The organism is Variovorax sp. AC103 (assembly GCF_979254005.1).
Map to the genome: position 1 here is coordinate 440918 of NZ_CEEDFC010000001.1, position 21691 is coordinate 462608.

The window sequence follows — 21691 nt, forward strand, 5'->3', positions numbered from 1 at the left end:
GCCTGTGTCATTGGCCGCCGGCGCTGGAGTCCACCGACGATCTGCCGTAGAACGCGCGCACGGCATCGACCAGGCGCGTGCGTTCGAATTCGGGATGAAGCCGGTAGCGCACCAGATGCTCGCCCACGAACAGCAGGCCCACCATCAAGGGGCACAACACGTTCGAGAACAGCGACCAGTCGGAAAACGGCCGGGTGAGATAAAGCACGACGGACACAGCCACCACCAGCGCGAAGAAGGCGGTCCAGATGCGCGTGAGCTGCGTCGTGTAGGCCAGCATGTGCCCCTTGAGCGGGTGCACGCGCTGTGCGAACTGGGTGATCAGGGGCAGGCCCCGGCCTCGCAACGTGGAGCCGAACCAGCCGCACAGCACGCTGTTGATGGCCACGTGCTGCAGCACGTACAGGCGGTTGGGGTCACCGGCCTCACCCAGGAAAACGAGCGTGAAGCCGCCCACGCCCAGCGCGGCCGCGGCGACGAAGCCCCAGCGGCCGAACCAGCTGGCGGCGAACCCCATGGCGGCCAGCCAGAGCGGGCCGAGCAACACCACCACCGCCCACGGTGCCGTGGGGTGGAACAGCGTCATCCAGTGAGAGAGGCCGGCATAAGCCACCCCTGCGACCAGCAGGAGCGCTATTCGCCATCGCGACATGGGGTTCAGGAGGCGACGCGGTGCTCGGCGACGTGGGTCGCGAGCGTGCGCAGCGACTGAAAGATCTGCTGGTTGCGTTCGTCGTCCGAACGCAGCTGGAAGCCGTAGCGGCGAGAGACTTCGAGCGCCACTTCGAGGATGTCGATCGAGTCGAGTCCCAGCCCTTCGCCGTACAGCGGGTCGGTCGGCACGATGGCCTCGGGCGCAACCTCGAGGTTCAGCGCGTTCACGAGCAACACGGCCAGCTCTTTTTCAATGGGCGACTGTTCGGAGGCGTCGCCGGTGGCGGGAATGGGGGGCTGTGCAGTCGATGACAAAAAAACCTCCTGAAAACTTTTTCCTGAACTACCGTGCGGCGTGGATTATAGGAGTGCGGCTTGATTAGACTGCCCGTTTCGATACGACCCGGAGCGCCCCATGGCCGACCCTCTTCTGATCGCACGGCACGACAGCATCGAGTGTGCACTTCTTCCCGCGCTGGCCAACCGCCACGGCCTCATCACGGGCGCCACCGGCACGGGCAAGACCGTCACCCTGCAGACCATGGCCGAAAAGCTCTCCGGCATCGGCGTTCCGGTGTTCATGGCCGACGTCAAGGGCGACCTCACCGGCATCAGCCAGAAGGGGGCCATCGGCGCCAAGCTGGCCGCCACGCTGAAGGAACGCGGCATCGAACTGCCCGAGCCTTCGGCCTGCCCCGTCACGCTGTGGGACGTGTTCGGCGAGCAGGGCCATCCGGTGCGGGCCACGGTTTCCGACATGGGCCCGCTGCTGCTGGGCCGCATGCTGGACGTGAACGAAACGCAGGCCGGCGTGCTGAACCTGGTGTTCAAGATCGCCGACGACAACGGCCTGCTGCTGCTGGACCTGAAAGACCTGCGCGCCATGCTGCAGTACGTGGGCGAAAACGCGAGCCAGTTCACCACGCAGTACGGCAACATCAGCGCGGCCAGCGTGGGCGCCATCCAGCGCGGCCTGCTGCAGATCGAAACCCAGGGCGGCGACAAGTTCTTCGGCGAGCCGATGCTCAACATCGCCGACTTCATGCAGACCGTGGGCGGCAAGGGGGTCATCAACATCCTCGCGGCCGACAAGCTCATGAACTCGCCGCGCCTGTATGCCACCTTCCTGCTGTGGATGCTGTCGGAGCTGTTCGAGCAGCTGCCTGAAATCGGCGACCCCGAGCAGCCCAAGCTGGCGTTCTTTTTCGATGAGGCGCACCTGCTGTTCAACGAGGCGCCCAAGGCGCTGGTGGAACGCATCGAGCTCGTGGTGCGGCTGGTGCGCTCCAAGGGCGTGGGCGTCTATTTCGTCACGCAGAACCCGCTGGACATTCCCGACTCGGTGCTGGCCCAGCTGGGCAACCGCGTGCAGCACGCGCTGCGCGCCTTCACCCCGCGCGACCAGAAGGCCGTGAAGGCGGCGGCCAGCACCATGCGGCAGAAGCCGGGCCTGGACATCGAGACGGCCATCACCGAACTCGCGGTGGGCGAGGCGCTGGTGAGCTTCCTGGACGACAAGGGCCGCCCGAGCGTGACCGAACGGGTGTTCGTGGTGCCGCCAGCGAGCCAGCTCGGCCCCATCACGCCCGACCAGCGCAACGCGCTGGTGGCCGGTTCGCTGGTCGCGGGCGTTTACGAAAAGACGGTCGACCGCGAATCGGCCTACGAAAAGCTCAAGGGCCGCGCCGACAGCGCGCCCGACGCACCGCCAGCCGCCCTCCCCGGCGGCAAGCCCGCGGCGGAACCGTCGGGCTCCGGCATGGGCGGCATGCTCAACGACATGCTGTTCGGCACCACCGGGCCGCGCGGCGCCAAGCACGACGGCCTGGTGCAGACCATGGCCAAGTCGGCGGTGCGCACCATGGGCACATCGGTGGGCAAAGAAATCCTGCGCGGCGTGCTGGGCGGGATCTTCGGCAGCAAGAAGCGCTGAAGGAAGAACCGGCGGACCGCTACCAGCGCAACAACCGCGGTCCCAGCAAGGCCCCCGCCAGCACCGGCACGGCAATCCCGCTCACGTACCAGACCGCGAGGAACGGCGCGGTGAGCTCCATGCAGTGCAGCGCGTACACGGAGGCCCCCATGCCACCGGCCAACGCCCCCGCCGCGGCCCCCGCCAGCGCGGGCCGCGTGGGCGCCAGCCCCTTGAGCGCCACCATCGTGGCGGCGAACACCGGCAGCGCCATCAGTCCGATGCTCAGCGCGCAGATGCGCCATGACTGCCCCATCAGCGAGGGCACACGCTCTTCCATCGGCACGGTGAACCACGCGATCACCGCCAGTGCCCACACACCCAGCACCGGCAGCGCGGCCCCCAGCCATGCCCGGCGGGCCTCGACGCCCGGCCGCGCGAGCCGCTGCACCGCCACGAAGCCGGCGGCGGCAATGCACAGCGGGAACAGCACCTTGACCCAGAACATCGGCCAGAACATGGCCTGGACGATGTCCCGCCGCATTCCGTATTCGGCAAACAGGATGAACAAAGAGACCGGCAACCCCGCCAGCACGGCCCAGCCGATGCGCCAGCTTGCGCTGCGGCGCGGCACCGCCACTTCGCCGGTGGCGAGCATCGCCACGAGGTCGTCGGTCTTCATGTGGCGCTTCCCCAGCTGTGGCCAAAGCGCGCGGCCAAGGCCTTCAGGCCCCGGTGGATGCCCACCTTCACCGCCGACTCGGACATGCCCGTCAGGCTCGCGGTCTCGGCCACCGACAGCCCCTGGATCTTCACGTGCACGATCGGCAGGCGCTGGCGCTCGGGCAGGGTGTCGAGCAGTCCGCTCAGGTCGCGCTTCGCGTCGCTGGCGTCCTCGGCCGACGCGGCGAACACCGCGAGATCGTCGTCCAGCGGGTCATGCAGGTCGTCGCGAACAGACTTGGCGCGCAGCAGGTCGATCATCTTGTAGCGCGCAATCGCGTGCACCCAGGCCGTCAGCGGCTGGTCGCTCTGGTAGGTGTGGCGCTGGTTGTGCATGGCGAGCAAACATTCCTGGACGAGGTCTTCCACTTCATCGGGCCAGCCAAAGAGGCGCTTGCCCAGAAAGGCGCGCAGGTGCGCGGCGAGTTGCTGCAGGAAGTCGCGGTAGGCCTTGGCGTCGCCGTCGAGGCCGCGAAGGAACAGGCTGCGCAGCGCCGCTTCCACGTCGCTCAAGTTCGTCCTGCTGCCTACGGTGTTTCGTGCCATCCGGTCGGCCGGTTACAGCCTCGTCGAAAAAAGATTTCGGGCCATTGTGCCGAAGCCGTCCGCTTGCAAGCACCACACACCATCGGTACATTGTGTTTTTTGAGGGCCCCCAATGTCTGCAGACAGCACAACGATCCCTTCGGCGACGCCGTCGGTGCCGCTCACGCCACCGGCCGGTGCCACCTCCCTCCCCTCGGCCCCTCCCCTGCATGCCTCGTCCTCGACCGGGCACATCCGGCTGACCTCGCACGCCGGCGGCTTCGGCGCGCTGCCCATCCGCTGGGGCGCGGCCACGCCCACCGAGCGCGGACCGGTGGTCGGCACCACCACCAAGCGGGCGCACCGCAACGTGATCGGCACGCACAGCGGCTCCTACAGCGTGTACCGCGCGCTGGCCGTGGCGGCCGGGGCGCTCAAGCGCGAGCACAAGGCCGACCTCACCAACACCGCGCCCACCGACGTGATCGGCCCGTACCCGCAATGGAGCGAGCCCGGACGCATCGTGTCGCTCGACCCCTGGGGCGCGCTGGTGGCCGACGTGTTCTCCACCGAGCTGGCGGCCGGCTACGACATCCGCCCGACCATCGCGATCACCAAGGCCCACGTGATCCTGCCCGAGGTGATCGAGGCGCTGCAGAGCGGGCGCCTGAAGTCCGACGGCCACTTCCTCACCGCCGGCGGCGCCGCGATGGTGACCAAGGCCGCCATCGAACCCGTGTGGTACCTGCCCGAGGTGGCGCGCCGCTTCGGCTGCTCCGAGAACGACCTGCGCCGCACGCTGTTCGAGGAAACCGGCGGCATGTACCCCGAACTGGTCACGCGCTCCGACCTGGAGGTGTTCCTGCCCCCCATCGGCGGGCAGACGCTCTACATCTTCGGCAACCCGCGCGACCTGGCCAACCCGCAGGTGGAGCTCACCGCGCGCATTCACGACGAATGCAACGGCTCCGACGTGTTCGGCTCCGACATCTGCACCTGCCGGCCCTACCTCACGCATGCCATCGAGGAGTGCATCCAGGGCGCGCAGCGCGGCGGCGTGGGCCTCATTGCCTACTCGCGCAAGGAAGGCCGGGCGCTGGGCGAAGTGACCAAGTTCCTGGTCTACAACGCACGCAAGCGGCAGGTCGGCGGCGACACGGCCGACCAGTATTTCGCGCGCACTGAGTGCGTGGCCGGCGTGCAGGACATGCGCTTCCAGGAGCTGATGCCCGACGTCTTCCACTGGCTGGGCATCAAGAAGATCCATCGGCTCGTGTCGATGAGCAACATGAAGTTCGACGCAATCACCGGCTCGGGCATCGAGATCGGCGAGCGCGTGAACATTCCCGACGCGCTGATTCCGGCGGACGCCCGCGTCGAGATGGACGCCAAGATGGCCGCCGGCTATTTCACCCCCGGCCCGGTGCCGGACGCAGAAGAACTGAAAAAGGCCAAGGGCCGCGGACTCACTGAATGACCACCAGCCACAACACCGCCCCCCACATGCCCGTCGACGGTTCCGGCAGCCTGCCGCCCGGCGGCGCGGGCAAGGTCGACCCCGCCACCGAATTCACCGCCGACACCAGCCACCCGGCCGGTGCGGCGAGCCTGCTGCGCACCACGGCGGCCATCCGCCAGCGTGCGGGCGCCCTGCTGGCACGCGCGCGCAACGGCGAATCGCAGTGGTTTCGCATCGGCGGCAGCGACACGCTCGAAGACACGGCGCGCACCGTCGCCGAGGTCACGCGCGAGCGCTATCCGTGGGACACCATCCCGTACCACAGCCGCTGGCGCCACTTCGAGGCCGGCAGCATCAACCGCATCGAAGAACTCGACACGCTGATGGGCGAATCCGATGCGCGCACGCGCGCTCGCGCCCACATCGACCTCGTGCTGGTCAGCGTGCTGCTCGACGCCGGCGCCGGTCCCGACTGGCACTACACCGAATCGGCCACGGGCGAACGCTTCACCCGTTCCGAAGGCCTGGGCGTGGCCAGCTACCACGCGTTCATGAGCGGCCTGTTCTCCTCGAACCCCGAGCGTCCCTACCAGGTGGACGCAGCCGGCCTGCGCGGCCTCGTGGCCGACCGGCTGGGCGACGCCTTCCAGGTCAGCGAGGCCAATCCGCTGGTCGGTCTGGCGGGCCGCGCCATGCTGTTGCGCCGGCTGGGCGAAGCCATGCGGGAGCAGCCCGAAACCTTTGGCGACGACGGCCGCCCCGGCAAGCTGTTCGACGCGCTGGTGGGCCCCTACGGCCCGGCCGCGCCGCCCACGGCCGAGGTCACGGCGCACCAGATCCTGTCGCTGCTGCTGGAAACCCTCTCGCGCATCTGGCCCTCGGCCAATGCGGTGGACAGCATCGCGGCCGACGGCAGCGACAGCGCGGCGGGCATCGGCTCGGGCGACCCCGCGCTGGCGCTGGGCGACTGCTGGCGCCACAGCGCGGTGCGCGGCCCCGGCCTGACCAACGGCTGGATGCCGTTCCACAAGCTGTCGCAATGGCTCACGTATTCGCTGCTCGAACCCTTCGAATGGGCGGGCGTGAAGGTGCGCCACCTCGATGCGCTCACCGCCCTGCCCGAATACCGCAACGGCGGCCTGCTGATCGACAGCGGCGTGATCGTGCCGAAGGACCCGGCCTTCCTCACCCGCACCTGGAGGGCCAGCGACGAATTCATCGTCGAATGGCGCGCGCTGACGGTGGCGCTGCTCGACGAGGTGGCGCCGCGCGTGCGCAAGGTGCTCGACCGCACGGAAGAAGAGCTGCCGCTGGCCTGCGTGCTCGAAGGCGGCACCTGGGCCGCGGGCCGCGCACTGGCACAACGTTTGCGTGATGGTGCTCCGCCTCTGCTGATCGAGAGCGACGGCACCGTCTTTTAGACTCTCTGGTTCTCTCATCAGCAACGCCACACACAATTCCAATGAGCAACGTCCACCTCGTCAACCATCCCCTCGTCCAGCACAAGCTCACGCTGATGCGCCGCAAGGACGCGTCGACCAACAGTTTTCGCCGGCTCCTGAACGAAATCAGCATGTTGATGGCCTACGAGGTCACGCGCGACATGCCGATGCAGGACATCGAGGTCGAGACCCCGCTCGAAACGATGCAGGCCAAGGTCATCGACGGCAAGAAGCTGGTGCTGGTGTCCATTCTTCGCGCCGGCACGGGCATCCTGGACGGCATGCTCACCGTGGTGCCCGGTGCGCGCGTCGGCCACATCGGCCTGTACCGCGACCCCAAGACGCTGACGGCCGTGGAGTACTACTTCAAGATGCCCGGCGAAATGGACAGCCGCGACGTGATCGTGGTCGACCCGATGCTGGCCACCGGCAACTCGGCCGTCGCCGCGGTCGAGCGCCTGAAGGAGCTCAACCCCAAGTCGATCAAGTTCGTCTGCCTGCTGACCTGCCCCGAGGGCGTGGCGACGATGCAGAAGGCGCACCCCGACGTGCCGATCTACACCGCCGCGATCGACCGCGAGCTGGACAGCCACGGCTACATCCTGCCGGGCCTGGGCGACGCCGGCGACCGGATCTTCGGCACGAAGTAAGGCTCGCCCCCAGGCTGCGCGGCACTTCGTGTCCGCTTCTCCTTCCCCCTGCCGGGGGCGACACCTGAGGCCCGGCGAAGCCGGTTCCTCGGTGTCTCTGGAAGGGGGCCGGGCGCGCAGCGCCCGAGCCCGGGGAGTCGGAGCCACGGGAATTTCAGGCGGGCATGGGGATTGCTGCGCTGGATGTTTTTAAACCGAGGAGAAGAACAGTGAACGCACGTCGTCAATTGATCATTCGTTCCGTCGCCGTTGCCGCAGCACTCGCGGCCGGCGCGCCCGGGCTGGCGCTTGCGCAGGCCAAATTGAAGGTGGCGGCGGTGTACACCGTGCCCTTCGAGCAGCAATGGGTGGGCCGCATCCACAAGGCGCTGAAGGCGGCCGAGGCGCGCGGCGAGATCGAATACAAGGCCACGGAGAACGTCAGCAACGCCGACTACGAGCGCGTGATGCGCGAGTACGCCACCGGCGGCAACCAGTTGATCCTGGGCGAGGTGTTCGGTGTGGAAGCGGCGGCGCGCAAGGTCGCAAAAGACTTTCCCAAGGTCGCCTTCCTGATGGGCTCGTCGCTCAAGCCGCAGGCACCCAACTTCAGCGTGTTCGACAACTACATCCAGGAGCCGGCCTACCTGAGCGGCATGGTGGCGGGCGGCATGACCAAGAGCAACCGCATCGGCATGGTCGGCGGCTTCCCGATTCCCGAGGTCAACCGCCTGATGAACGCGTTCATGGCCGGCGCCAAGGAAACCAACCCGAAGGTCGAGTTCAGCGTGAGCTTCATCAACAGCTGGTTCGACCCGCCCAAGGCCAAGGAAGCAGCCTTCGCCATGATCGACAAGGGCGCCGACGTGATGTACGCCGAGCGTTTCGGTGTGTCCGACGCCGCCAAGGAAAAGGGCAAGCTCGCCATCGGCAACGTGATCGACACGCAGGCCCAGTACCCCGACACGGTGGTCGCCTCGGCCCTGTGGAACTTCGAGCCGGCGGCCGACCGCGCGATCAAGCTCGTGAAGGAAGGCAAGTTCGCGGCCGAAGACTACGGCGTGTATGCGCAGATGAAGAACAAGGGCTCCGAGCTGGCGCCGCTGGGCACCTTCGAGAAGAAGGTGCCGGCCGACATCGTTGCCAAGGTGAAGGCCAAACAGGCCGACATCCTCGCCGGCAAGTTCACCGTGAAGGTGGACGATAGCCAACCCAAGTCCACCGCCAGGTAAGCATCGCCGTGCCCATGAAACGTTCGCGATGGCAGATCGCAGGCCATGCCGTGGCTGTCGCGGCGTTGACGATCGGGCTGGCCGCGTGTGAGCGCGAGCCGGCGGGCACGGCCGCCCCGGTGGCGGCTGCCGCACCGCCTGCGCCGGCAGCTTCGGCCCCTGCACCCGCTGCACCGGCTGCGGCAGCTGCACCGGTCGGCATTCCGGCCGCCCTGCAGGAGCGCGCCGACGCCTTGCTGGCCGCGCACCGCCAGATGGTCGTACTGATGACCGGCGAGCGTGCGCTCGGCGCGGCCGACAAGCGCGCGGTGAGCGCGGTCGGGCAGATGCTGTTCCACGACATGCAGGAGCGCCAGCGCGCACTGATCGCCCAGGCCGGCGAAATGACCGACCCCGCCACGGTGCCGGCACTGAATGCGTTGCTGGACCGCATCGAGAGCGAGCCGAGCTGGTTCGACGCGGACCGCCTGGCGTTCAAGGAGTTTCTGGGCGAGCTGAGCACGCGCTACGGCCAGGCGCAATCGCTGCCCGGCCTCAAGCTCGGCCGCCGCGCCAGCGAAGACCTGGCCGTGCTCGCCGAGATCGAGCAGGCCTACGACCGCGAACTCAAGGACGTGTTCGGCCGCTTCGCGCAACGCGGCATCGAGCCCCAGCGCGAAAAATGGGCCGACTACGTGGCCAAGCTGCAGGGCCTGTATTCGCGCGACCAGATCCTCAAGGACTTCGGCACCATCGTGCCCTACACACTGCCCACAGGCGGCGCCAAGGAAAGGGAAGGCGGCGACACCCGCGAGATCTTCGGCACCTCGCTGCCGCCCAAGACCGTGGTGCTGACCTTCGACGACGGCCCGCATGCGAAGCACACCGACGAGATCCTCGAGATCCTGAAGCGCTACGACGCGCCGGCCATCTTCTTCGAGCTGGGCCAGAACCTCGGCAAGCTCGACGCGCAAGGCAAGGCGCAGCTGGGCGCCAACGGCGCGGTCGCCAGGCGCGTGCTGGCCGCGGGCCACACGCTGGCCAACCACAGCTTCAGCCACGGCATGATGGCCAAGATGAGCGATGACGCGGTGCGCACCGAGGCCACGGAAACCGAGGCGCTGCTCGACGCCACCGGCCGGCCGCAGTCCACGCTGTTCCGCTTTCCCTACGGCGCGCGCAACGAAGACAAGCTCAGCACGGTCGAGGCGCTCAAGCTGCGCTCGATGCTCTGGACCGTCGACTCGATGGACTGGGCAGACCCGGTGCCCAAGTCGATCGCCGACCGCGTGCTCGCCGAGGTCGACAAGGCCAAGCGCGGCGTGATCCTGTTCCACGACATCCAGGGCCGCACCGTGCAGGCGCTGCCCACGGTGCTCGACCAGCTGGTGGCCGACGGCTACCGCTTCGCCACCTGGCGCGACGGCAAGTTCGTCGTCAACGCGCCCAAGCGCCCGGCGCCCGACGACGGCGTGGCCGCCGCGGGCGACACGCTCTACCGCGAGAGCCATGCGCTGGTGATCGGCATCGACAAGTACGCCAAGTGGCCCGGCCTGCACCATGCGGTGCCCGACGCCAAGTCGATGGAGCAGCTGCTGGTCACGCGCTTCGGCTTTAAGCCCGAGAACGTCACGGCGCTGTACGACGGCGACGCCACGCGCGCCAATATCCTGCGCGCGCTGAACGACAAGCTCACCGACGGCAAGCGCGTGAAGCGCGACGACCGCGTGCTGGTGTTCTTTGCCGGCCACGGCAGCACCCGCAAGCTCGCCAGCGGGCGCGACGTGGGCTACATCGTGCCGGTCGACGCGCAGCTGGACGACCTTGCCTCCGACGCCATCTCGATGCCGCAACTGCAGGAAGTGGCCGAGGCGCTGTCGGCCAAGCACGTGCTGTTCCTGGTGGACGCCTGCTACTCGGGGCTGGGCCTCACACGCGGGGGGGCGCCTCAGGGCAGCAAGAACTTCCTGAGCGACAACGCGCGGCGCATCGGCCGCCAGATGCTCACCGCGGGCGGCGCCGACCAGCAGGTGGCCGACGATGGCCCCGGCGGGCATTCGGTCTTCACCTGGACCATGCTGCAGGCGCTGTCGGGCAAGGCCGATCTGAACGGCGACGGCGTCATCACCGGCACCGAGCTCGCGGCCTACGTGGCGCCGGCGGTGTCCGCCATCGCCCGGCAGACGCCGGCCTTCGGCAGCCTGCCGGGCTCCGAGGGCGGCGAGTTCGTGTTCGAGCTGCCTGCGGAGCGCGAAGGCCTGAGCGGCGACAGCCTGCAGCTCGACGCTGCCGCCAGCAAGGTCAACAAGCGCATCGATGAAGCCAACGAGCAGGCCGTGCATGCCGTGCAGGCCGCCAAGGCGCCGAAGCCTGGTGCAGCCGGTACAGCCGCCCCGGCCGCCATCGAGGTGGTGGTGAAGAACCTGGAAGGCGCCGACGCCAAGCTCACCATGCCCGCCGCCGCGCCGGTGTCGCCCCGCGTGGCCGCCCAGCGCGCCAACGACCGCGGCCTTCAGCTGTACCGCGAGCGCCGCTACGACGAGGCCGAAGCCGCGTTCACCGAGGCGCTGAAGCTGCAGCCGAAGTTCGCGTTGGCCGCCAACAACCTCGGCTTCGTGTACTTCAAGCGCGGCAAGCCGGTGGAAGCCGCGCGCTGGTTCGAGCAGGCCATCGACATGGACGGCAGCCGCGCGCTGGCCTACCTGAACCTGGGCGACGCCTACCTGCAGGCCGGCAACGACGCCAAGGCGCTGGCCGCGTACACCACCTTCGTCGGCCTGGCGCCCAAGCATCCGCGCATCGCGGCGCTGCAGGCCTGGATAGCCACGCCCGATGCCGCGCATCGCCCTCAACTTCCGCCCACGAACTCATGACGAACACTTCCTTGCTCCAGCGCCTTCGCGGTCCGTTGTCCGCCGCGTTCATCGCCGCCATGCTCACGGGCTGCGCCGGCGTCTACCGGTCCGACGTCGTCAGCATCAACAGCAGCACGCGGCTCGACGACACGCCGCGCATCGCGGTGCTCTCGGCTTTCGAGCCCGAACTCAAGCTGCTGCTCACGCGCCTGCAGGGCCCGGTGAAGCACAGCGTGAACGGCGTGGCGTTCACCACCGGCACGCTCGAAGGCAAGCCGGTGGTGCTGTTCCTCTCGGGCATCAGCATGACGAACGCGACCATGAACACGCAGCTGGTGCTCAACCGCTTTCGCGTGACGAACATCGTGTTCAGCGGCATCGCCGGCGGCGTGAACCCGCAGCTGCATGTGGGCGACGTCACGGTGCCGGCCCAATGGGGCCAGTACCTCGAGGTGCTGATGGCGCGCGAGACCGCGCCGGGCAAGTTCAGCGCCCCGCCCTTCATCACCGACGCCACGCTGCCCAATTTCGGAATGATGTTCCCGCGCCCGGTCGAAGTGCGCTCGGCGGCCAAGCCGGAGATCGTTCGCAAGTTCTGGTTCGAAGCCGACCCGAAGATGCTCGAGGTGGCGCGCAGCATCCGCAGCGTCGAGCTGGCCAACTGCGGCGCAGGCAAGTGCCTGCCGCGCAAGCCCCAGCTGGTGGTGGGCGGCAACGGCGTGTCGGGCCAGGCCTTCATGGACAACAAGGCCTACCGCGAATACACCTACAAGACCTTCCAGGCCAACGTGCTCGACATGGAAACCGCGGCGGTGGGCATGGTCGCCTACAGCAACGGCGTGCCCTACATCGCCTTCCGCTCGCTCAGCGACCTTGCGGGCGGCGGCGACGGCGAAAACGAGATGGGCACCTTCATGAGCATCGCGGCGGACAACTCCGCCAAGGTCATGCTGGCCTTCCTCGCCGCCTGGAAGTGACGGCGGCGCCCCCTCGCGCCATGCGACCCGTTCGACTCGTCCTGCTTCCGGGCATGGACGGCACGGGCGATCTGTTCGAGCCGCTGAAGGCGGCCATGGGGCCGGACGCGCACATCGACGTGCTGCGCTATTCGGGCACCCAGCCGCAGGGCTATGCCGAACTGGAACCGCTCGTGCGCGCGCAGTTGCCCGAAGGGCAGCCCTTCGTGCTGCTCGGCGAATCGTTCTCGGGCCCGCTGGCCATCTCGATCGCGGCCGCGCCGCCGCCGGGCCTGCGCGGCCTCGTCCTGTGCTGCAGCTTCGCCCGCAGCCCCTCGCCCGGGCTGGCGCTGCTGCGCGGCGGCCTGCTCGAACTGACGATGAAGCTGCTGCACCTGAGCGCCATGCGCGCACCCATGCGCCACCTGCTGCTGGGCCGCTTCGCCGACCCGCATCTCGCCGGGCTGCTGCAAGGCTCGCTGCAGAAGGTGTCGGGCGCCGTCATGGCGCACCGCATGAAGGAGGTGCAGCGGGTGAACGTGGTCGCCAAGCTGGCGAGGGTGCGCGTACCCTCGATGTACCTGCAGGCCATGCAGGACCGCATCGTTCCCGCCCAGGCGGCCCGCGTGATCCAGCGTGCACTGCCGGGTCTGCGCCTCGAGCGCTTCGAAGGTCCGCACGGCCTGCTGCAAGCCGCGCCGCTCGCCACGGCGCGGGCCATCGACAACTTTTGCCGCGAGCTCGGAGATCCCGTGCCCTCCCCTCCATGAACACCACCCTGCTCCGGCTCGCAGGCATCACCAAGCGCTTCGGCAGCCTGGTCGCCAACGACGCCATTTCCCTCGACCTGCAGGCCGGCGAGGTGCTTGCGCTGCTCGGCGAGAACGGCGCGGGCAAGTCGACGCTGATGTCGATCCTGTTCGGCCACTACGTCGCCGATGAAGGCGGCATCGAGGTCTTCGGCGCGCCCCTGCCCCCGGGCAATCCCAAGGCCGCGCTCGCCGCCGGCGTGGGCATGGTGCACCAGCACTTCACGCTGGCCGACAACCTGAGCGTGCTCGACAACGTGATGATGGGCACCGAGCCGCTGTGGCGCCCGGTGTCGCGCCGCGCGGCCGCGCGAGAGCGGCTGCTCGACGTGGCGCGGCGCTTCGGCCTGCCGGTGCAGCCAGACGCGAAGATCGGCAGCCTCTCGGTGGGCGAGCGCCAGCGGGTGGAAATACTGAAGGCGCTGTACCGCGGCGCGCGCATCCTGATCCTGGACGAACCGACCGCCGTCCTCACGCCGCAGGAGAGCGAGGCGCTGTTCGCCACGCTCGCGCAGATGGTGGCGCAGGGCCTGTCGGTCATCTTCATCAGCCACAAGCTCGGCGAGGTGCTGCGCGTGTCGCACCGCGTGGCCGTGCTGCGCGGCGGCAAGCTGGTCGCCGAGGCGCGCACGGCAGACACCACGCAGGCACAGCTGGCGCTGTGGATGGTCGGGCATGCGGTCGAGGCGCCGCAGCGGCGGCCGGCCCAGCGCGTGGGCGATGCGGTCTGCGTGCTCGACCACGTGAGCACCGCGTCGGCCAAGGATGGCGGACAAGACCGGCTTCGCGAGGTGTCGCTGACGCTGCGCGCCGGCGAAATCACCGCCATCGCGGGCGTCTCCGGCAACGGGCAGGTGGCGCTGGCCGAGCTGCTGTGCGGCACGCGCCGCGCCGTGTCGGGCACCGCGCAACTGATGGGCCGTGCCCTGCCGCCCTCGCCAGCCCGGCTGGTGCAGCGCGGCGTGGCGCGCATTCCCGAAGACCGCCATGCGGTCGGCGTGGTCGGCGACTTGCCGGTGTGGGAGAACGCGGTGTCCGAGCGACTGCGCAGCCCGGTGTTCTCGCGCTGGTCGTGGATCGTGAAGCGCGCCGTCGCCCGCCTGCATGCCCGGCGCATCGAAAAGGCGTTCGACGTGCGCGGTGCCGGCCTGATGGCGCCGGCCCGTTCGCTCTCCGGCGGGAACATGCAGAAGCTGATTCTGGGGCGCGCCCTGCTGGCGCCCGAGCAGCCCGAAGCAGCCAACGGCGGCGACAACAAGAAGTACCCCAACCGCGCCCCGCGCCTGATCGTTGCGCACCAGCCGACCTGGGGCCTGGACATCGGCGCGGTCGCCTACGTGCAGCAGCAGCTGATTGCCGCGCGCGACGCCGGCGCGGCGGTGCTGGTGATTTCCGACGACCTCGACGAAGTGCTCGCGCTCGGCGACCGCGTGGCGGTGATGCACGGCGGGCACCTGGGCGATGCACGGCCGGCCGCGGCCTGGACGCGCGAAGCCATCGGCCTGGCGATGGCCGGCGCAACGGCAACTCAAGCCAAGGGAGCCGCACCATGATGCGGCTCGAACGACGCCACGAAACCTCACGCGCCGCGCTGCTGCTGGCACCCATCGGCGCGGTCGTCTTCACCATGGCGGTCAGCGCGCTGCTGGTGCTGTGGGCCGGTGCGCCGGTCGGCCGCACCTATGCGCTGCTGCTGCAGGGCGGCTTCGGCTCGGTGTTCGCGTGGAGCGAGACGCTGACACGCGCGATTCCGCTGATCCTCACGGGGCTGGCGGCCACGGTCGCCTTCAAGGCGCGGCTCTTCAACATCGGTGCCGAAGGCCAGCTCTACGCGGGCGCGCTGGCCGCGGTCGCCGTGGGCGGAATGCACGGCGGCACGGGCTTCGAGCTGTCGCCATGGCTGCTGTTCCCGCTCATGATGCTGGCGGCAGCCGTGGCGGGCGCGCTCATGCTGCTGGGCCCGGCGCTGATGAAGAACAAGCTGGGCGTCGACGAGGTGGTGACCACGCTGCTGATCAACTTCATCGTGCTGCTGGGCGTGTCGGCGCTGCTCGACGGGCCGATGAAGGACCCGAGCGCCATGGGCTGGCCACAGAGCGTGTCGCTGCAGCCAGACCTGGAACTGGGCAAGCTCATTGCGCAGACGCGCGTGCACACCGGGCTGCTGTGGGCCGTGTCGCTCGCGGTGATGGTGTGGGCCGTCTTCAAGTACACGGTGCTGGGTTTCGACATTCGCGCCGTGGGCGCCAACGCACGCGCCGCGGCGTTCGCGGGCGTGCCGGTGACGCGCACCGTGGTGATGGTGGCGCTGCTCTCGGGCGCGCTGGCCGGGCTGGCGGGCGCCATCGAGGTGGCCGGCCGCACGAGCTACGTCACGCTCGACATGTCGCCGGGCTACGGCTACACCGGCATCGTCATCGCGATGCTGGCGGGCCTGCATCCGCTGGGCGTGATCGCGGCCGGCGTGTTCGTGGCGGGCGTGCTGGTCGGCGCCGACACCATGAGCCGCGCGGTCGGCGTGCCGACGTACATCGCGGACGTGATCGTGGCGGCCTCGCTGATCGCGGTGCTGGTGGCGACGCTGCTCACGCAGTACCGGGTGAGGATGAAGCAATGAGCGCAGCCTTCGCATCTTCGGCCTTGCCCCTTCCCCTTCCGGGGGAAGGCTGGGATGGGGGCATCGGCCTCCACCACGAGCGCCGAGTGCCCCCACCCCAACCCTCCCCCAGAGGGGGAGGGAGAAGCACCATGACCGAAATGCCCAGAGCCTTCGCATCGTCTGTCTTGCCCCTTCCCCTCCCGGGGGAAGTTTGGGATGGGGGCATCGGCCTCCACCACGAGCGCCGCTTGCCCCTACCCCAACCCTCTCCCAAAGGGGGAGGGAGAAACGCGCCATGACCGACCTTCTCGACATCCTCTCCAACCCCGCCTTCTGGGTCGCGGTGCTGCGCATCGCCACGCCGCTCGTCCTCGGCACGCTGGGCGTCTTGCTGTGCGAACGCGCGGGCGTGCTCAACCTCGGCATCGAAGGGATCATGGTCGCGGGGGCCTTCACCGGCTGGCTCGCCGTGTACGCGGGCGCGCCCCTGTGGATGGGCGTGGGCGTGGCAGCGCTCACGGGCATGGTGTTCGGCCTGCTGCACGCCTTTCTCACGGTCGGGCTCGCGCTGTCGCAGCACGTGTCGGGCCTGGGCATCACGCTGCTGGCGACCTCGCTGAGCTACTTCGGCTACCGCGTGAGCTTTCCGAAGGTGAACACGCCGCCCACCATCACGCCCTTTGCGCCGATGGACTGGCTGCCGATTCCGATCCTCAACGCGCAGACCGCGCTCACGCTCTTCGCGCTGCTGCTGGTGCCGGTCGTCGGCTGGGTGCTGTACCGCACGCCGCTCGGCCTGGCGCTTCGAATGGCCGGCGAGAACCCGCAGGCGGCCGAGAGCCAGGGCGTGTCGGTGGCAGCCACGCGCACCGGCGCCATCGTGGCGGGCTCTGCGCTGATGGGCATGGCCGGCTCGTTCCTCACGCTGTCGGCCTTCAACGCCTTCTTCTTCAACATGGTGAACGGCCGCGGGTGGATCTGCGTCGCGCTGGTGGTGTTCGCCTCGTGGCGGCCTGGCAAGGCCCTGCTGGGCGCGCTGCTGTTCGCCTTCTTCGATGCGCTGCAACTGCGGCTGCAACAATCGGGCGACGCCGTGCTGCCCTACCAGCTCTACCTGATGCTGCCGTACCTGCTGTCGATCCTGGCGCTGGTGCTGGTGGCGCGCAAGGCCAGCTATCCGCAGGCGCTGATGAAGCCTTACCGCAAGGGGGAACGTTGATGATGAAGACAACCGCCACCACGCTGCTCGCCGCGCTGCTGACGCTGTGCGGCACCGGCGCCCATGCGCTGGGCAGCGACTACGGCTACGACACCTTCAAGACGCCCGACTCGGTCAGCTGGGTGCAGCTGTGCGGCACCTGGGGAAAGGACCGCCAGGGCACCTTCCGCGTGGTGCATGCCGACCAGTACGCGCAGTCGTTCATGTACGTGCAATGGATGACTCGCGACGCCAACGGCGGCCTGCATGCCGAGCACACCGTCGCCATCGCCGAGCTCGACAACGACCATGCGGAAGTCGCGCTGTCGGGGCTGACCTGCCGCGCCACGCCGCGCGGCATCGTCGTGACCGCCAAGGCCGACTCGGGGCACGACGACAAGCTGCGGCGCGTGACGATCGAAGTCGGGCCGGCGCCGGGGCAGTACCGGTACCGGGCGCAGAAGACGCGTTGACGCGCGCTGCGCGCATGAACTGCCCGTAAGCCAAGCGCCGATCGCGGCGGAAAATACCGATCACCCCGTCCTCCAGAGACCCCCACGATGCTCGACCTCCTCATCACCAACGCTACCCTCCCCGACGGCCGCACCGGCATGTCGATTGCCGTGCAGGACGGGCGCATCGCCGAAGTGACCGAGGGCCTGGCCGCCCCGGCGCACGAGACCATCGACGCGCAGGGCCTGCTGGTCTCGCCGCATTTTGTCGACCCGCATTTCCACATGGACGCCACGCTCAGCTACGGCCTGCCGCGCGTGAACCAGAGCGGCACGCTGCTCGAAGGCATCGCGCTGTGGGGCGAGCTGAAGCCGCTGCTGACGCCCGACGCGCTCATCGAGCGTGCCCTGGCGTACTGCGACTGGGCGGTGGCCAAGGGCCTGCTGGCCGTGCGAACGCACGTGGACACCAGCGACCCGAGCCTGCTGGCGGTCGATGCGCTGCTGGAGGTCAAGCGCCAGGTGGCGCCCTACCTCGACCTGCAGCTGGTCGCGTTCCCGCAGGACGGCGTGCTGCGTTCTGCCGGTGGCGTCGAGAACATCGAGCGCGCGCTCGACCGGGGCGTGGACGTGGTCGGCGGCATTCCGCACTTCGAACGCACCATGGCCGACGGCGCCGCCAGCGTGAAGCTGCTGTGCGAAATGGCGGCCGCGCGCGGCAAGCTGGTCGACATGCACTGCGACGAATCGGACGACCCGCTCTCGCGCCACATCGAGACGCTGGCCTTCGAGGCGCAGCGCCTGGGCCTGCAGGGCCGCGTGACGGGCTCGCACTGCACCTCGATGCACTCGATGGACAACTACTACGTGAGCAAGCTGCTGCCGCTCATCGCACAAAGCGGCGTCGCGGTCATTGCCAACCCGCTCATCAACATCACGCTGCAGGGCCGCCACGACACCTACCCCAAGCGCCGCGGCATGACGCGCGTGCCCGAACTGATGGCCGCCGGCGTGAACGTCGCCTTCGGCCACGACTGCGTGATGGACCCCTGGTACGGCATGGGCTCGGGCGACATGCTCGAGGTGGCGCACATGGGCCTGCACGTGGCGCAGATGACGAGCCAGGCCGGCATTCGCCAGTGCTTCGAGGCCGTGACCACGAACGCGGCGCGCGTGATGCACCTGGAGGGCTACGGCATCGCGGCGGGCTGCGAGGCCAGCTTCGTGCTGCTGCAGGCGCGCGATCCGGTCGAGGCGATTCGCCTGCGCGCCACGCGGCTCAAGGTGTTCCGCAAGGGGCGGCTGCTGGCCGAAACGCCCGCGGCCACGGCGAGCCTGCACCTGGCGGGGCGCGGCGGCGCGACGAGCTGGATGACGCCGCAGCGCCAGAGCTGAGAGCCAGGGCTGAAGGTCCGGGCAGACGGTCCGGGCTGAAAGTCAGGCCTCGTCGGCGGCCACCGAAGCGGCCGTGCCGAGCAGCGCCGATTCGATCTTTCGCACCTCGCGGCGCAGTTCGCGGGCCATGTCCTCGCGCCGGTCCGCCTCGAGACGCCCCGAGATGGCCGCGATGCTGATCGCGCCCACGGGGTTCTCCGCAGGAAACGCGATGCCGATCGCACCGGTGCCCGGCGTCACCGCGCTGTCGAGAAACGCATAGCCCTGTGCCCTGCCCTGCGCCACCGCCTCGCGCAGAAAGTCGGCCGTGAAGGAGGCGAACTTCTCGTAGCGGTGCCCGTTGGCCCGGATGATGGCTTCGGCCTCCGCCTCGGGCATGGCGCACAGCATCGACAACCCACCCGCGCCCACGCCCAGCGGGCGGCGGATGCCGATGTCCAGCGGCATCGCCTTGATCGGGAAGTCGCCCAGCGCCCGGTTGGTGCACACCGCCTCCATGCCGCTGCGCTCGCTGAGGTAGAGCGTGTCCTGCGTCAGGTCGGCCAGGCGGTGCAGCGCACCGTCGCACAGGTCGCTGAGCCGGTAGCGCGGGCGCGCGAGCAGCCCGAGTTCATGCAGCAGCGGCCCCAGGAAGTACTTGCGCGTGGCGACGTCGCGTGCAACCAGGCCTTCGATTTCCAGCCGCGCCAGCATGCGCGCGCAGGTCGACTGCGGCAGCCCGCTGGTGGCCGCTATTTCGCCAATCCGCATGCCCCGCCGCCCGCGCGACGCCACCACGCGGAGCATGCCGACCACGCGCTCGATGCTTTGCGTGCCGGTGCGTGCGTTCTCACCTTGTGGCGATTCTTTGTCTGCCATGTATGCCCTCCTTCTTTTGTCACTTGGGTGTCGCTTTATATTGCATCCACATTGTGGATATTTAAGGGTCAACCCTATCCGGAGCCCAGGGCTTGCCCGTCTGTAATTCATGGGAGACGACAACACATGTCGCCACATTGTGGATACCCAAGGAGTGCAGATGCCCCAGACGATGACCGAGAAGATCCTGGCCCGCGTGGCCGGACGTTCCAGCGTTCGCCCCGGCGACGAAGTGCTGGCCCGCCCCGATTTCGTGATTGCCTACGACTTCCCCGGCTACACCGACGTGTTCTTCAAGGAAGCCCGTGAGGAGTTCGGCGTGGACAAGGTGCCCAGCCCCGAGCGCTTCGTGCTCTTCATCGACCACATGGTGCCGGCCACCGCGCCCAAGGAAGAAGAGCTGCACAAGGTCACGCGCGCCTGGGGCAAGGAACAGGGCGTGCCGGTGCACGAGCGCGAAGGCATCGGCCACCAGGTGTCGGCCGAGCTGGGCTACGCCACGCCGGGCGCCTTTGCGGTGCACTTCGACGGCCACGTGAGCCAGCTCGGCGCCTTCGGCACGCTGGCGATGGGCGCGCGCAAGAGCGTGCTGGAAACCTTCGTGAGCGAGACCATGGCCCTCACCGTGCCAGGCACGGTGAAGATCGAGCTCACCGGCACGCTGCAGCCCGGCGTGATGGCGCGCGACGTGTTCCACCACATGGTGCGCGTGCTGGGGCCGTCGTCGTGCCGCTTCAAGGTGGTGGAGCTGTGCGGCCCGGTGATCGAAGAAATGAGCATCGAAGGCCGCCAGACCATCTGCGGCCAGGCCATGTTCCTGGGTGCGACCACCATGCTGATCGCGCCGGACGCGAAGACGCTGGCTTACGCCGCCGGCCGCTCGAAGATCGCGCTGGACCCCGTCTACCCCGACGCCGACGCCGTGTACGACCGCGAAGTGACCATCGACGTGAGCGAGCTCACCCCCATCGTCGTGGCGCCGCCGAGCCCCGCGAACACGCGCGACCTGAGCGAGTACGCGGGCCTCGAAGTGCACACGGGCTACCTCGGCTCCTGCGCCAGCGGCCGGCTCGAAGACCTGCGCGCCGCAGCCGACGTGCTGCGCGGGCGCCGCATCAAGCCGGGCTTCCAGCTGCATGTGGTGCCGACCTCGCAGGCGATCATGTCGCAGGCCGCGAAAGAAGGGCTGATTTCCACGCTGGTGGACGCGGGCGCCTTCATCAGCTCGTCGAGCTGCGACTACTGCTACGGCCGCATCGCGACCATGACCGACGGCCAGCGCGCCGTGTCCACCGGCACGCTCAACACGCCGGGCCGCATGGGCAGCGCTGATTCGGAAATCTTCATCTGCAACGCGGCTGTGGTGGCGGCCTCCGCGCTCGAAGGCTGCATTGCCGACCCCAGGCCCTATCTGGCGCAGGCGGCCGAAGCCCGCGCCCTCGAAGCCGCTGGGAGCGCCGCATGAGCATGCCCAACCTGCAAGGCCGCGCGGCCTGGATCTTCAAGGAAGACGACTTCGACATCGACCTGATCGTCGGCATCAAGAACATCAAGATCACCGACATCCACGAGCTGGCCGCCGTCACCATGACGAGCTACGACCCCGGATTCGCCGCCTCGGTGAAAAAGGGCGACCTGCTGGTGGGCGGCCACAACTTCGGCTACGGCCACCCGCACTACCCCGCGATGCGCGCCATGCGCCACCTGGGCGTGGCGGGCGTGATTGCCGAGTCGTTCTCGCCGGGGTTCTTTCGCGGCGAGATCAGCATGGGCTTTCCGCTCATCACCTGCCCCGGCATCCGCGAGATCACCACGCGCTGGGACGAACTGAAGGTCGACTGGGACGCCAGCACCGTGACCCACGTGGGCAGCGGCAGGCAACTGCCTTTCGAGCGCCTGTCGTCGGTGGAGCGCGGCACGCTGGAGGCGGGCGGCTTCATCCCGTACCTGAAAGCGCGGCTGGCGAAGCAGGGCGAAACGTCGCCTCTGCCCGCCTGAGCCCGGAGCGAACCGC

At 68.8% G+C, this 21691-nt stretch carries 20 protein-coding genes; 15 read left to right on the top strand and 5 right to left on the bottom strand.

Going from position 1 to position 21691, the window contains the following annotated elements; all coding sequences use genetic code 11:
- Positions 1-7 precede the first annotated feature (7 nt).
- Complete coding sequence (locus tag AC0IYU_RS01995; RefSeq protein ID WP_472112424.1) at positions 8-652, bottom strand: COG4648 family protein; 645 nt, start codon at positions 650-652, stop codon at positions 8-10.
- A gap of 5 nt (positions 653-657) precedes the next feature.
- Complete coding sequence (locus AC0IYU_RS02000) at positions 658-969, bottom strand: phosphopantetheine-binding protein (protein ID WP_435440357.1); 312 nt, start codon at positions 967-969, stop codon at positions 658-660.
- A gap of 100 nt (positions 970-1069) precedes the next feature.
- Between AC0IYU_RS02000 and AC0IYU_RS02005 the strand changes: the two genes are divergently transcribed.
- Positions 1070-2587, top strand: a complete 1518-nt coding sequence (locus tag AC0IYU_RS02005; RefSeq protein WP_472112426.1) for a helicase HerA-like domain-containing protein — start codon at positions 1070-1072, stop codon at positions 2585-2587.
- 19 nt (positions 2588-2606) lie between these two features.
- On the opposite strand, the gene AC0IYU_RS02010 is transcribed toward AC0IYU_RS02005, so the two are convergent.
- A complete protein-coding gene (locus tag AC0IYU_RS02010; RefSeq protein WP_472112429.1) occupies positions 2607-3248 on the bottom strand; it encodes a DUF1109 domain-containing protein in 642 nt (213 codons plus the stop codon).
- Positions 3245-3835: a sigma-70 family RNA polymerase sigma factor gene (locus AC0IYU_RS02015; RefSeq protein ID WP_472112432.1), complete on the bottom strand. Its 591-nt coding sequence runs from the start codon at positions 3833-3835 to the stop codon at positions 3245-3247. The genes AC0IYU_RS02010 and AC0IYU_RS02015 overlap by 4 nt, the downstream gene beginning before the upstream one ends.
- A gap of 112 nt (positions 3836-3947) precedes the next feature.
- Between AC0IYU_RS02015 and AC0IYU_RS02020 the strand changes: the two genes are divergently transcribed.
- The 12 genes from AC0IYU_RS02020 to AC0IYU_RS02075 all read left to right on the top strand — a co-directional run bounded on the left by AC0IYU_RS02020 (position 3948) and on the right by AC0IYU_RS02075 (position 18819).
- Positions 3948-5291, top strand: coding sequence for a GTP cyclohydrolase II (locus AC0IYU_RS02020; RefSeq protein ID WP_472112434.1), 1344 nt, complete (start codon positions 3948-3950; stop codon positions 5289-5291).
- Positions 5288-6694, top strand: coding sequence for a URC4/urg3 family protein (locus AC0IYU_RS02025; protein WP_472112437.1), 1407 nt, complete (start codon positions 5288-5290; stop codon positions 6692-6694). Before AC0IYU_RS02020 ends, AC0IYU_RS02025 begins: the two co-directional genes overlap by 4 nt.
- 41 nt (positions 6695-6735) lie before the next feature.
- Complete coding sequence (upp, locus tag AC0IYU_RS02030) at positions 6736-7365, top strand: uracil phosphoribosyltransferase (protein ID WP_187110530.1); 630 nt, start codon at positions 6736-6738, stop codon at positions 7363-7365.
- 209 nt (positions 7366-7574) lie between these two features.
- Positions 7575-8576 carry a BMP family protein gene (locus AC0IYU_RS02035; RefSeq protein ID WP_472112440.1) on the top strand — a complete coding sequence of 334 codons (1002 nt, stop codon included), beginning with the start codon at positions 7575-7577 and terminating at the stop codon, positions 8574-8576.
- Between the two features lie 14 nt (positions 8577-8590).
- Positions 8591-11428: a polysaccharide deacetylase family protein gene (locus tag AC0IYU_RS02040; RefSeq protein ID WP_472112443.1), complete on the top strand. Its 2838-nt coding sequence runs from the start codon at positions 8591-8593 to the stop codon at positions 11426-11428.
- A complete protein-coding gene (locus AC0IYU_RS02045) occupies positions 11425-12387 on the top strand; it encodes a 5'-methylthioadenosine/S-adenosylhomocysteine nucleosidase (RefSeq protein ID WP_472112445.1) in 963 nt (320 codons plus the stop codon). Before AC0IYU_RS02040 ends, AC0IYU_RS02045 begins: the two co-directional genes overlap by 4 nt.
- A gap of 20 nt (positions 12388-12407) precedes the next feature.
- Entirely contained in the window at positions 12408-13136 is a 729-nt protein-coding gene (locus tag AC0IYU_RS02050; protein ID WP_472112448.1) for an alpha/beta fold hydrolase, read from the top strand.
- The gene (locus AC0IYU_RS02055) at positions 13133-14728 is read left to right on the top strand and encodes an ABC transporter ATP-binding protein (protein WP_472112451.1); all 1596 of its coding nucleotides are present in this window, start codon (positions 13133-13135) and stop codon (positions 14726-14728) included. The genes AC0IYU_RS02050 and AC0IYU_RS02055 overlap by 4 nt, the downstream gene beginning before the upstream one ends.
- Positions 14728-15792 carry an ABC transporter permease gene (locus AC0IYU_RS02060; RefSeq protein ID WP_472112727.1) on the top strand — a complete coding sequence of 355 codons (1065 nt, stop codon included), beginning with the start codon at positions 14728-14730 and terminating at the stop codon, positions 15790-15792. The genes AC0IYU_RS02055 and AC0IYU_RS02060 overlap by 1 nt, the downstream gene beginning before the upstream one ends.
- 277 nt (positions 15793-16069) lie before the next feature.
- Positions 16070-16993: an ABC transporter permease gene (locus AC0IYU_RS02065; protein ID WP_472112453.1), complete on the top strand. Its 924-nt coding sequence runs from the start codon at positions 16070-16072 to the stop codon at positions 16991-16993.
- A complete protein-coding gene (locus AC0IYU_RS02070) occupies positions 16993-17445 on the top strand; it encodes a hypothetical protein (protein WP_472112456.1) in 453 nt (150 codons plus the stop codon). Before AC0IYU_RS02065 ends, AC0IYU_RS02070 begins: the two co-directional genes overlap by 1 nt.
- A gap of 87 nt (positions 17446-17532) precedes the next feature.
- On the top strand, positions 17533-18819 hold the full coding sequence (locus AC0IYU_RS02075) for an amidohydrolase family protein (RefSeq protein ID WP_472112459.1): 1287 nt from the start codon (positions 17533-17535) through the stop codon (positions 18817-18819).
- Positions 18820-18861: 42 nt separating this feature from the next.
- Here AC0IYU_RS02075 and AC0IYU_RS02080 read toward each other — a convergent pair whose 3' ends face one another.
- The gene (locus tag AC0IYU_RS02080; RefSeq protein WP_472112462.1) at positions 18862-19677 is read right to left on the bottom strand and encodes an IclR family transcriptional regulator; all 816 of its coding nucleotides are present in this window, start codon (positions 19675-19677) and stop codon (positions 18862-18864) included.
- Between the two features lie 160 nt (positions 19678-19837).
- On the opposite strand from AC0IYU_RS02080, the gene AC0IYU_RS02085 reads away from it, so the two are divergent.
- Entirely contained in the window at positions 19838-21142 is a 1305-nt protein-coding gene (locus AC0IYU_RS02085) for a 3-isopropylmalate dehydratase large subunit (protein WP_472112465.1), read from the top strand.
- Positions 21139-21675, top strand: a complete 537-nt coding sequence (locus tag AC0IYU_RS02090; RefSeq protein ID WP_472112468.1) for a 3-isopropylmalate dehydratase small subunit — start codon at positions 21139-21141, stop codon at positions 21673-21675. The genes AC0IYU_RS02085 and AC0IYU_RS02090 overlap by 4 nt, the downstream gene beginning before the upstream one ends.
- Positions 21676-21691 lie beyond the last annotated feature (16 nt).